General features: G+C 38.3%; 12 protein-coding genes and 1 tRNA gene. 11 read left to right on the top strand and 2 right to left on the bottom strand.

Annotation, left to right across the window (positions count from 1 at the left end):
* Positions 1-26 precede the first annotated feature (26 nt).
* Together PHV30_00615 and lysS are read right to left on the bottom strand one after the other, a co-directional pair.
* Positions 27-1,316, bottom strand: a complete 1,290-nt coding sequence (locus PHV30_00615; protein MDD5455513.1) for an NAD(P)/FAD-dependent oxidoreductase — start codon at positions 1,314-1,316, stop codon at positions 27-29.
* Positions 1,309-2,817 (bottom strand): lysine--tRNA ligase, encoded by a 1,509-nt coding sequence (lysS, locus tag PHV30_00610; protein ID MDD5455512.1) that lies wholly within the window; start codon positions 2,815-2,817, stop codon positions 1,309-1,311. The genes PHV30_00615 and lysS overlap by 8 nt, the downstream gene beginning before the upstream one ends.
* A gap of 120 nt (positions 2,818-2,937) precedes the next feature.
* Here lysS and PHV30_00605 point away from each other — a divergent pair, with 120 nt between their 5' ends.
* From PHV30_00605 to PHV30_00555, 11 genes are all read left to right on the top strand, one after another.
* Positions 2,938-3,771 carry a PASTA domain-containing protein gene (locus tag PHV30_00605; protein ID MDD5455511.1) on the top strand — a complete coding sequence of 278 codons (834 nt, stop codon included), beginning with the start codon at positions 2,938-2,940 and terminating at the stop codon, positions 3,769-3,771.
* A gap of 11 nt (positions 3,772-3,782) precedes the next feature.
* Positions 3,783-4,670 (top strand): ribosome small subunit-dependent GTPase A, encoded by an 888-nt coding sequence (rsgA, locus tag PHV30_00600; GenBank protein ID MDD5455510.1) that lies wholly within the window; start codon positions 3,783-3,785, stop codon positions 4,668-4,670.
* 4 nt (positions 4,671-4,674) lie between these two features.
* Positions 4,675-5,322, top strand: coding sequence for a ribulose-phosphate 3-epimerase (gene rpe / locus PHV30_00595; GenBank protein MDD5455509.1), 648 nt, complete (start codon positions 4,675-4,677; stop codon positions 5,320-5,322).
* Positions 5,322-6,437 carry a bifunctional diaminohydroxyphosphoribosylaminopyrimidine deaminase/5-amino-6-(5-phosphoribosylamino)uracil reductase RibD gene (ribD, locus tag PHV30_00590; protein ID MDD5455508.1) on the top strand — a complete coding sequence of 372 codons (1,116 nt, stop codon included), beginning with the start codon at positions 5,322-5,324 and terminating at the stop codon, positions 6,435-6,437. The genes rpe and ribD overlap by 1 nt, the downstream gene beginning before the upstream one ends.
* A gap of 79 nt (positions 6,438-6,516) precedes the next feature.
* Positions 6,517-7,686 carry a hypothetical protein gene (locus PHV30_00585; protein ID MDD5455507.1) on the top strand — a complete coding sequence of 390 codons (1,170 nt, stop codon included), beginning with the start codon at positions 6,517-6,519 and terminating at the stop codon, positions 7,684-7,686.
* 79 nt (positions 7,687-7,765) lie between these two features.
* Positions 7,766-8,122, top strand: coding sequence for a chorismate mutase (gene aroH / locus PHV30_00580; GenBank protein ID MDD5455506.1), 357 nt, complete (start codon positions 7,766-7,768; stop codon positions 8,120-8,122).
* Between the two features lie 18 nt (positions 8,123-8,140).
* The gene (gene aroF / locus PHV30_00575) at positions 8,141-9,166 is read left to right on the top strand and encodes a 3-deoxy-7-phosphoheptulonate synthase (protein ID MDD5455505.1); all 1,026 of its coding nucleotides are present in this window, start codon (positions 8,141-8,143) and stop codon (positions 9,164-9,166) included.
* Entirely contained in the window at positions 9,163-10,056 is an 894-nt protein-coding gene (locus PHV30_00570) for a prephenate dehydrogenase/arogenate dehydrogenase family protein (GenBank protein ID MDD5455504.1), read from the top strand. The genes aroF and PHV30_00570 overlap by 4 nt, the downstream gene beginning before the upstream one ends.
* 2 nt (positions 10,057-10,058) lie before the next feature.
* A tRNA-Ser gene (locus PHV30_00565) sits at positions 10,059-10,151 on the top strand.
* Positions 10,152-10,332: 181 nt separating this feature from the next.
* Complete coding sequence (gene nadB / locus PHV30_00560) at positions 10,333-11,895, top strand: L-aspartate oxidase (protein MDD5455503.1); 1,563 nt, start codon at positions 10,333-10,335, stop codon at positions 11,893-11,895.
* Positions 11,889-12,142, top strand: a 254-nt coding sequence (locus PHV30_00555) for a DUF1018 domain-containing protein (GenBank protein ID MDD5455502.1), incomplete at its 3' end; no start/stop codon positions are given. The genes nadB and PHV30_00555, both read left to right, overlap by 7 nt.

Here is a 12,142-nt window from a genome sequence, read left to right as displayed (position 1 = left end):
AGAGTTTATAAGAAACGAAGGATATTTCAAATTTCTAACGCTTTTTGGAACGCGTCTCGCAATACTTCACAATAAGAAGGATGAGGATAAATCAGTTCCGCAAACTGCTCCAGAGGAACTTCTTTTTCAACCGCAAGGCTGCATAATGGTATTAAGTCTTCGCTATTATGACCAAAAATTTGACAGCCTTTCAGAATATTTTTTTGTGTTATTACTTTGACCCAGCCGTTTGTTTGATCCTCTGCCTGGGATTTTCCAGACAAACCAAAGTTAATTTTGATAATTTTATAAAGATTTTTTTGCGTGATATCTTTTTCTCTCAGTCCTATGGTTGTTATAGATGGCGACGTATAAATTACACCGGGAATAACTTTATTTTTCGGAACAGTTTTTTTAGCAATATAGTTCAGCACTTGGTGGCCCTGGTCAGCTGCACTATGGGCCAGAAGAGAAAGACCGTTTACATCGCCGATAGCGAAGATATTTTGTGTGTCGGTTTGAAAATTGGCGTTTGTTTTGATGTAACCCCTTGTAGTTAGCTTTAAATTAAGTCGAGTTTCAGGAAACCAGGCCTTTCTTCCTGTAGCGACAAGAACGATGCCTTTTTTTAAAGAAGCCATATCCGGTGTTGTATTTTCCAATATTTTTACCTTCTGCCGTTTAAGCAACTTGCGTACTTCTTCAATCAGATCATTATCAAAATAGGCCAGAATGGAAGGCGCGGTTTCATATAAAGTTACAGGAACATTTAATAAGGAAAAGAAAAAGGCAAACTCTACACCGATAGCACCGCCACCAATTATTGATATGGAAGCGGGGAGCTCCTCAAGCTCAAAGATATTCTCATTGGTATAGAAATTATTATTCATCAAAGGTTCAGGAATAAAGGGTCTAGTACCAGTAGCGATAATCAGATTTTTAAACCAAAATTTGTTTTTTTGATCCGTGATCAATGTTGCAGCATCAAACCCGACGACATTTTCTTTAACATAAACAACATTATTAGCCTTTAGGCTAGTTTCCATTCCCAACTGCATTCTTTTGATAACACGTTGAGCGGAATTTTTAATATTTTTTAAGGACGAGAATTCGCTGAGTTCAGGCGAAGTATTGATGTTTTTTCTAATCAAATCATAAGTTTTGGCTTTATGAAGATAGGTCTTGGTTGGGATGCAACCTACATTTAAACAGGTACCACCTATGCTTTTGCCCTCAACAAGCAAAGATTTAAGACCGTATTTTCCCGCAGCAAGCGCAGCCTCATAACCGGCAGGCCCGCCTCCGATTATGGCAATATCAAAGCAGTCGTTATTCATTCGGTAGAGGTTTATGTTTTAAGTGTGGGAAGAAAATAACATCACGAATAGAAGGAGAATTGGTGAGCAGCATTACAACGCGGTCAATCCCAATACCCAAGCCACCGGTGGGCGGCATACCATACTCCAGTGATTCCACAAAGTCATTATCCATCATATGCGCTTCTTCATCTCCTGCCTCCCTTTGTTTGAGCTGGTCTTCAAAGCGCTGTCTTTGGTCTATAGGGTCATTCAGCTCAGAAAATGCGTTGGCAATTTCCAGTGAGTTTACTATGAGTTCAAATCTTTCCACAAGAGAATCATCTTTGCGATGACGTTTCGCTAAAGGGGAAGTTTCAGCAGGATAGTCAATTACAAAAGTCGGCTGTATAAGCTTTGGTTCAACCAATTTGTCATATAACAGATTAATAAGCTGCCCCTTGGAGGTATAGTTGTCAGGAATTTCGATATGTTTTTCCTTAATTAATTTTGTTAAACCCTTGAAGTCGGTCTTGATAATATCAATACCGGAATGTTTTTTAACTATATCCTGCATGGTAAAACGAGGGAAAGGAGGAGTAAAGTCCAGCTCATTATCTCCATACTTTATTTTGTACTCTCCTGTAATCTCTTTAGCCAGGGCCGAAAGGAGGTTTTCCATAAGGCTCATCATGTCGTTATAGTCGGCATAAGCCTGATATAGTTCAAGCAGAGTGTATTCCGGGTTATGTTTAAAGGAGATGCCTTCATTTCTAAAAACGCGGCCGATTTCAAAAACCTTTTCAAATCCACCTACAATTAATCGCTTTAAATGCAGTTCCAACGCTATTCTTAGATACAGGTTCATATCCAGAGCGTTATGATAAGTGATGAAAGGTTTAGCGCTGGCACCACCGGCAAGCGTATGTAAAACCGGAGTTTCCACTTCGATAAAATTCAAGTCGGTCAAAAATTTTCGTATGAAAGCCATAATTTTACTGCGTTTACTAAAAATATCTTTAACATCCGGATTAGCAATAAGATCCAAGTAACGTTTGCGATAACGCAGTTCTTTATCATGTAGTCCATGATATTTTTCAGGCAGAGGATTAAGCGCCTTGGATAACAAGACAAAATCCTGAATTTTTATGGTCAACTCACCAGTATGAGTGATGAATAATTCCCCTGAAACACCGACAATATCACCAACATCCAGATTTTGAGACAAGGCATATTTTTCATCACCCAAAACGTCCTGTTTAAAATAAATCTGAATTTTACCGGATTCATCACAGATGTTACCGAAAGACGCTTTTCCATGCCCCCTTTTAGCAATAATTCTGCCAGCGGTTGATACCTTCAGTTGGCTGAGTTTTTCGGGTTCCAGCCCGGTCGCAGATCCGAGAATTTTGCCAATGTCTTGTTTTTTTTCATAGCTGTGTACATAAGGGTTTATGCCCTTATCAAGCAGGGCTTGTCTTTTCAGACGCCTTGTAGCAAATTCATCAAAGGGTGGTAAATTTGGTGTTTCCTGTTTAGTCATAATGCTTACATCCTTTTCGTGACCTCATTATACAGATAATTGTCCAGAAATGAAAAGAGTAATTTCTTTAAAAAATAAAGAATATTGCTAATAACAAAACGCATGCGGTATACTTTTTCTATGGAAAAAGCAGATGCCCCACGCGAAGATCGGAAAAAGGAAAAGGAAAACAAGCCCAGGAAAAAGATAAATAAGATAGTCTTGATAGTAATTCTGATTGCAATCATCGGTGTTGGTTTTGCTTTTATATACTCTCAGGCAGTTAATTATTTAACCGCTATTCCCGAAACCAAAGTTCCCAATATAGTCGGCCTGGATGAAGAGGACGCGTTGGCAGTACTTAAGGAATATAAACTAAATGGTTATGTTTTGGCTAAAAGATATTCGGAAGAGGTCTCCAACAATCAGGTAATTGAATGCAGGCCGGAAGTAGGCAGCCATGTAAAAGCCGGCCGTAAAGTAGGTTTTATCGTGAGCATGGGTAAGGAAGGCATGGTGCTTCCTGACCTTAAAGGCCTGTCCTTAGAACAGGCGGAAAGCCTCTTGCAGGATAAACTTATAAAAATAGAAAAAACAGATGCCATCTATTCATTTGATTATAAAGAGGGTGTTATAGCCTCGCAAGACCCGCAGGAAGGACAGTACGCCACCAGAGATTCTACGGTTAAAGTATACATTTCCAAAGGGTATCCGGTTAGTATCAATATAGAACAAATAGAGCCCGGCCTGGACAGGCTCATGGTTAAAATTGATCTGGTAGTGAGCCAGAGTTTGAATAAAGAAAAAACCAATATTAAAATTATTTCCATAAAAAGCGATAATTCTCAAATACTTTATAATGAAAACGTAATGCCCGGGAAAGAATTATATTTTGAAATAGAGGAAGAACTAGGAGCAACGATAGAGGTTTATTTCAATAATGAACTGGCAAAAACAAGAAAAGTCATTTTGTAGAAAAAAAGGTAATGAGCGTTTTAGGTTACGGTAAAATATTAAAAATATATAACAGCCTGTACGAGGTTTTTGACCCAAAATCCTTGAATACCCAAACATGCCATAAACAAAAAAAAATAGAACATCTTGTTGTCGGAGATGATGTTATATTTGATAGCAATGGTGGTAAGGGCAATATTGTAGAAGTAAAACCCAGGAAGAATATGCTCACACATCCCTGTATTGCTAATGTTGATGTGGTTTTTTATATTTCTGCTCTGAAAAATCCGGAATATAAACTTTATCAAATTGATTTATTTTTAGCCTACCTTTTTTCCTTAAATATCAAAGCAAAACTGGTTTTTACCAAGAAAGATCTGGTGCATCAAGATGGGTTTAAAGATTTGGGGTTCTATGCTTCATTAGGTTTTGAGCCTTTATTTCTAAATTCGCTGGACTTAAAACCGGAGGAAAAAAAGCAAATTCATGAGGAGATAAAAAATAAAGTCATTGTCTTTGCCGGAGGCTCCGGAGTTGGGAAATCCACCTTATTAAAAAATCTGTCTATGAATATAAATGTAAAAACGGATGAAATATCCAGAAAGACCTTAAAAGGAAAACAGACGACCAAACAGGTAAGTCTTTATTGTCTGGATTCACATAAAACATTTATAGCTGATACGCCCGGTTTTTCTTTTTTCGATGAAAGCCTGTTTAAACAAATTGACCTAACCAGAGGTTTCCCTGAATTTCAGACCCTTGCTGCTCAATGTCGTTTCAGCAACTGTTCTCATCAGGAGGAACCGGACTGCTCAATAAAGCAGGCTGCAGAAAAAAAATTAATAAAAAAATCGCGCTATGACTCTTACCGGATGCTATATAGCCAGCTTGAAAAGATAAAGAAAAGATGCGATTATTAAAGACATGATAAAAGTTGCGCCTTCGATTTTGTCTGCGAATTTTAATCATTTGGCAGAAGATGTGCGAAAAATTGAAAAAGCCGGCGCTGATTATGTTCATATTGACGTAATGGACGGCCGCTTTGTGCCGAATATTACATTTGGCCCGGTAGTAATAAAAGATTTAAAAAAAGCTACATCTTTACCTCTTGATGTGCACTTGATGATCCTCGACCCGCAGGATTATGTAGAAGAATTTATAAAAGTCGGTGCGGATATAATTTCTATTCAGTATGAAGCTTCAGTTCATCTGGACAGAATATTGAACCTAATTAAAGAAAAAGGCGCCAAGGCATCCCTGGCAATAAATCCTTCTACCAATATTGAAGTAGTTTTTCCCGTCTTGTCCATAGTTGACCAGGTGCTTGTTATGACAGTAAACCCTGGATTTGCCGGGCAGAAACTTATTCCTTATTGTATTAACAAAGTTAAGGCCTTGAAAAAAGAAATTGAAAAGCAAAAACTGAATATTGATATAGAAGTTGATGGCGGTATTACTGAAGAAAATGTCAAGCAGCTGACCAGAGCTGGGGCTAATGTGCTGGTTGCCGGTTCAACTGTTTTTAACAGTAAAGACATCAGGCAAACTATCAGGAATTTAAAAAAAGTTTGATGAGTTTTTTACCCAAAGAAGACATTAAATACATGAAAAAGGCCTTGTCCCTGGCAAAAAAGGGTATTGGCATCGTGTCCCCAAATCCGTTGGTCGGCGCTGTTATCGTGAAAGATCATAAATTACTGGCAAGCGGCTATCATAAAGGTTTTAAAAAACCGCATGCTGAAGCTGAGGCTCTTAGGAAAGCCGGAAAAAAGGCAAAAGGTGCAACCATATATGTGAATCTGGAACCCTGCTGCCATTGGGGCAACAACCCACCCTGTACCAAACTTATTATCGAAGCAGGCATAAAACGGGTTGTATATGCTATGAGCGACCCTAATCCTTTGGTGAAGAACTGTTCTGCCCCTGCACTTCTGAGACAGGCCGGGATCGAAGTTTTACATGGGGTCCTGGAACAGGAAGCTCAGAAATTGAATGAAATATTCCGGAAATATATTGTGTGGAGAAAACCTTTTATAACTTTAAAAATGGCACAAACTCTTGATGGCCGAATTGCAGACAGGTATGGAAACAGCAAATGGATAACCAATGATTTATCCAGAAATGTTGTTCAGAAACTGAGGTATAGTAATGATGCCATTATGACAGGTGTCGGTACGATTTTAAAAGATGATCCTTCCCTCAACGTAAGGTTAAAAAATAAAACGAAATCATTAACCAAGATTGTAGTTGATCAAAAAGGTCAGGCTCCGCAAAAGGCTAAAATATATGACATGCAGGATCACATTGTTTTTATAACACAAAAAATGTACGAAAGAAAATTTGAAAAATTACAAGATTCATATAACAATATAACGGTTTTATATTTTGAAGCAAAAAATCAAAGTTTTAATTTTGATGAAATCATGCTGGAACTAGGGAAACTAAATATTACATCAATTATTGTCGAGGGTGGGAGTCAGTTGTCATTCTCCTTAATGAACCAGCAAATGGTGGACAAGTTCGTGATTTTTGTAGCGCCCAGAATAATGGGAGATAATAACGCTCTCTCTATTTTCAACGGATCAAGAGAAAAAAGCATAAATGATATGCAGCAATTAAGTCTTAGCGAAACAAAACGGTATGGCGATGACCTGATGCTTGAGTATTACCCTTCCCCAGCGATTTGATTTTTAGTAACAAAAACAGTATTCTAAGATTATATTTTCAGTTAATTGTTTTAGTACATATAATTTAGCGGAGGTAATTATGCATAGATACTTTTTGGGTCTGCTTATTATTTTGTTTCAGGTTATTACTTTAAGCTTTATTTCCGAACCGGATATAAACACAACCAGGGCAAGGGGAATGAGCAATGCCTTTGTTGGTTTGGCTAATGATGAAGGAGCATTGTTTTATAACCCGGCCGGGCTTCATTTTATTGATACTGAAATTTATAATTCCGAAACGGATGTAATGAAACTACTGGAAGAACCCACCAAGCAACACATGAACGCCTCGCTGGATTTTTTCTTTAATCTGGGCTACTTTAACGCGATGCAGTATATACAAAACAACAAGAGCACGGGACCTCAAATGATCCAATTTAATACAGGGCTGGAGAAAAAAGCTTATGCGAAAAGGGCATTAAACTTCAGCCTGTTTTCTCCGGACAATGGTTTGTCACTATACGCAGTAGAAGATATGCAGTATATTTTTCAGACAACAGGAGTTAAAGCCAATAAAGACACACATTTTATGGCAATTTATGGAAAAAGTTTTGAAATGGGCCCTTTTGCTTTGGGTTTATCCGGCAGAGGTGAATTGTTATCCAGAATGTACAACAACATGACTTATGCTCAGATCAATTCGAATAATATTCAAAACGCAATTGATTTTGAAAATACAATTTTTTCCGATCAAAACAGTGCAAGCATAATGAATGGAGTAGGATTTGCCGGGAACATCGGAATCATGACTGAGTGGAACAATGTTCGCCTGGGGCTGGCCATGGAAAATTTTATTGCCAGCAACATTAACCTGCAGCCCATTAAAGGTAATGTCTCGCAGAACCTGATAGCCAACGAGGATTGGGCCTTGCAAAACTTGAGGGCAGGACTTTCCTATTCGGACGGGGACCTGGTCCTTGCTTTTGATATTCACAATTTGAACCGTACCAGCAAGGAAATGAGTTATCATTTGGGAATGGAAAAGGACCTAATAAATTTTTGGATATTACCTAAATTACGTTTAAGGGCCGGAGCATCTTTGTCGGAACAATATTTCGGTTATTCCGCTGGTGTAGCCTTTCGCGTCTGGGTATTGCAGATTAACATGAGTTATCTGGAAAATAGACTGAATATAGATAAAGTTAATGATTCTACACTTACATCAAGCCTTGACCAACAGGCAAATATTAATATCGAATTCAGTTTCTGATTAATATCTTGTTGATCATCAGGCGGGATATAAGATATGCTGTTACTGTTAAATTTAGCAAAATAGCGAGGTGGTTTTTATTTTAAGAGGAATAAGAGGCGCAACGACAGCGCTTAGCAATACAAAAGCTGAAATACTGATGAAAACTAAAGAACTTTTGTTGGAAATGATACAAAAAAATTCTTTAAAAAAGGAACGGATTGCCAGTGTATTTTTTACCCTGAGTGATGATTTGAACGCTGAATTTCCAGCGGTAGCTGCAAGACAGCTGGGCTGGACAGAAGTTCCGCTTTTGTGTGCCAGAGAAATAAATGTTCCCAACAGCATGAGGCAATGTATAAGAATTCTAATTCACTACAATGTTGAGGATGATAAACAAAAAATTAAACATGTGTATCTTCATGATGCCAAAAGCCTCAGGGAAGACCTGGATTAAAATGAAAGGTGACGATTTATGATTATTGTAATGAAAAAAGGGGCTACAGAAAACGATATAAATAAAATTACAGACGTTTTAAACCAGGAAGGTTTTGGGGTTCATATTAGCAAAGGCGTTGAACGCACGGTTATAGGAGCAATCGGCGATAAAACAAAAGTACAGGTAGACAGAATATTGATGATGGATGGGGTTATGGAAATCATTCCAGTTCAGAAGCCCTATAAGCTGGTTTCCAGAGAAATTTATCCTGATGATACTCAGGTAAAAATAAATAAAAAAGTGACAATCGGCTCCAAATCACCAATTGCAGTAATTGCCGGACCATGTGCGGTAGAGAGCAGGGAAGGCATTATTGAGATTGCTAAATTTGTAAAAAAAGCCGGAGCTAATATTTTGCGAGGTGGAGCGTTTAAACCCAGGACCTCGCCTTACAGTTTTCAGGGGCTTGGTAAAAAAGGGTTGGAGTATCTGGCTGAGGCCAGAGAAAAAACAGGACTACCGATAATTACAGAGGTTATGGATACCAGAGACGTGAAGCTCGTAGCCGAATATGCCGATATTCTGCAAATTGGCGCCAGGAATATGCAAAATTTTAATTTATTAAAAGAAGTTGGGAAAACGCGCAAACCTGTTTTGCTAAAAAGAGGTCCATCTGCAACGATTGAGGAATGGCTAATGTCCGCAGAATATATTTTTTCAGAAGGCAACCGCAATGTCATCCTTTGTGAAAGAGGAATTAAAACATATGAAAACTATACACGCAACACGCTGGATATCAGTGCAGTGCCGGTAGTAAAGACACTTAGTCATCTGCCAATAGTTGTAGACCCAAGCCATGGAACAGGTCGCTGGGAACTTGTAACACCCATGGCTAAAGCCGCTCTTGCAGCCGGGGCTGACGGAATAACCATTGAGGTCCATCCAGACCCTAAGAAAGCATTAAGTGATGGAGCGCAGTCGCTGCGTTTCGATAAGTTTGAAAAACTTATGGAAGATATTAAAATTATTGCCTCTATGAACCATCGAACCATCACCTCATGAAAATTACAGTAGTTGGAATGGGCCTGATTGGAAGTTCTTTAGCTTGGCAGCTAAGAAACAAAGGCATTTATGTAAAAGGTTATGCCAGAAAAAAAGAAACTATTGCCCAAGCCTATAAATATAAATTGATAGATGAAGGTAGCACAGATTTAAAAACAGCAGTCAAAAGCGTGGATTTAATTATTATAGCCCTACCCATTGAAATAATCCCGGAATATATTCAAAAGATAGATACCTTTTTAAACAAGAAAACCCTGGTTATCGATGTGGCTAGCGTTAAGCTGTTTATTGTTGACCAGGTAAAGAGCATGCAGCTTAAAAAAGTTATGTTTGTAGGAGCTCATCCCATGGCGGGCTCTGAAAAAACCGGTATTGCCAATTACGTTAAAAATTTATTTGAAGACAAGGCTTTTATCGTCACCTATATAAATATAAAAGATAAAAAGTTGTTTGAGCCTGTACTAAGAAAATTAACCGGACTATTGAAGGCCAGGTATATGGTTTTAAGTGCTGAAGAGCATGATAGAACGATAGCGACAATTTCGCACTTGCCCTATGTGGTGGCTTGTTCATTATACAACAGATATCTGCAAGAAGAGGATCTGAACCGGGTTGCCTCCACCGGTTTCAGAGATACGACCAGAATAGCCCATTCAGACCCATACTGGGGACTCCTGGTTACCTTACTCAACAAAGACAATCTTGTTAACGGTATTGATGAACATATTACTCAATTAAAAAAAATAAAAACAAACTTAAAAAAGATAAACATTGAAGAAATTTTTGATTTCCTGAATATCGATGGAATAAAAGGCGACAGAAAGAAATTACAGCTTGTAAAAAAGCAGATTACTGATTATTATAAATTGCTGAAACGCGCATCCAATTAACAGGAGGGTTACCCAAGTGGCCGAAGGGGCGGGTTTGCTAAACCTGTAGGGTAGATTTTTCTGCCGCGAGAGTTCGAATCTCTCACCCTCCGCCAGTCAAAATTCACAATATATTCAGACAATTAATTTATTAGGAAATTAAAGACATTGGATTCGAAAGTCGACGAGCGCCTAGCAAGTATATTTACTTCTTGATCCTATACAATCTGGCAGACAATACAAATTCGTGATAGCATATTGTTCAATATTTCATAAACGTTAAATTAAGGACATATAATGCTAGGTCTTGAAACAGATGTTTTGGTTATAGGCACAGGAATTTCCGGTTTAATGACAGCTTTGACTTTGTCAGACAAAAGAAAAGTTCTTTTGGTAACCAAATCGAGGCTGAGAAAATGTAACACTTATTACGCCCAGGGCGGTGTTGCTGTTGTTTTAAGTAATACAGATAATGTAAAAATACATATTAGAGATACAATGCGGACAGGATTAATGCTGGCGGATGAAAAAGCGGTTGAAATTCTGGTTAATGAGGGTCCTGAACGTGTAAAGGATTTAATCGATTACGGTATATGCTTTAACAAAAAAGAAAATGGTGAGTTTGAATTTCTGAAAGAAGGAGCACATAGCGAACGACGCATATTGCATGCTTTTGACAAAACAGGTTATTTTATTGAAAACGGCTTGCTAAAAGAGGTGCGGCATAGAAAAATTAATTACAGAGAAATGCTGTTTCTGGATAGTTTGTCGGTTGAAGATAATAACTGTTCCGGTGCAATTTTTACTGATTTGAATACAGGTAGAAAAGTTAGAGTTTTAGCACAACAAACAGTCCTGGCTACAGGAGGCGCAGGAGCAGTATATCAAAAAACAACAAACTGGAACGGAAGTTTTGGCGACGGTCTGGCTGCGGCATATTTGGCAGGAGCAGACATAAGGGACATGGAATTCTATCAATTTCATCCAACAGCTATCCAGATTAATGAAAAGGCAAATAAGTTTTTTCTTATTTCCGAATCTGTAAGAGGTGAAGGGGCCATTATTATAAATGAAAAGAAAGAAAGATTTTTATATGAGCATGATGAACGTGGAGAACTGGCCCCCAGAGATATTGTAGCCAGAGCAATTGCCAATCAACTGGAGGAAGGGCACCAGGTTTATCTGGATTTCAGACAAATTGAAAAAAACCAAATTCAAAAAGTTTTCCCCATGATTTATAAGAATTGTTTAAAAACGGGTGTGGATATTACACGACAGCCCATCGCTATACTACCCGTCGCTCATTATATGATAGGAGGAATAAAAACAGATTATTATGGCCAAACGAGTGTTCATAACCTCTACGCTTGCGGCGAAGTAGCTTCAACGGGCGTACATGGCGCTAACCGCTTGGCCAGCAATTCATTGCTGGAATGTATGGTATACGGTCACAGGGTTGGGAAACATATAGCCGGTCAGCCGCGAGTAAAAATAAAGAACAGTAAAAAACTGAAGGAAAAAGCCTGTAAACCGACGAGCGGTCGGTTATTATTTACCCTCAAAGCCGACAATCGGGCCCTGATGTACAACAACGTCGGAATAAAGAGAGATGAACAAAAATTAAAAGGAGCGGAAGTACAGCTAAAACAGGTCTTGGAAAAAATGAAAACTACTGACTGCCAAAATGTACAGCAAAAGCAACTCCTTTATCAGCTAATCTGTTCCTATCTGATAGTAAAAAGCGCGCTGTCACGTAAAGAGAGCAGGGGGGCGCATTTTCGTAGTGATTACCCGAAAACAGACAATTCATTAGATCAAAAGCACACAGAACTTAATATTCGATCCACACCAATATGTTAGCTGATAAGAATAAACTGGCAGTTATTCACATTTTAAAAAAGGAATTACAGTTGTCCGATGATGATTATCGCAAGATATTGCATAACATTGCAGGTGTTACAACTTCCAAAGACCTGGATGAACAAAAGTTCAGGAAGCTTATGCATTATTTTGTTCGAAGCAAATACTACAAGCTCAACCAGAACGGATTAACGATAAAACAAAAATTGTATGTCCAGTATTTGGGTAACCAGCTTAAATGGACAGA

Source organism: Candidatus Margulisiibacteriota bacterium (genome assembly GCA_028715625.1).
GTDB lineage: Bacteria > Margulisbacteria > Riflemargulisbacteria > GWF2-35-9 > GWF2-35-9 > JAQURL01.
This window is presented reverse-complemented; position numbering and strand designations above follow the sequence as displayed.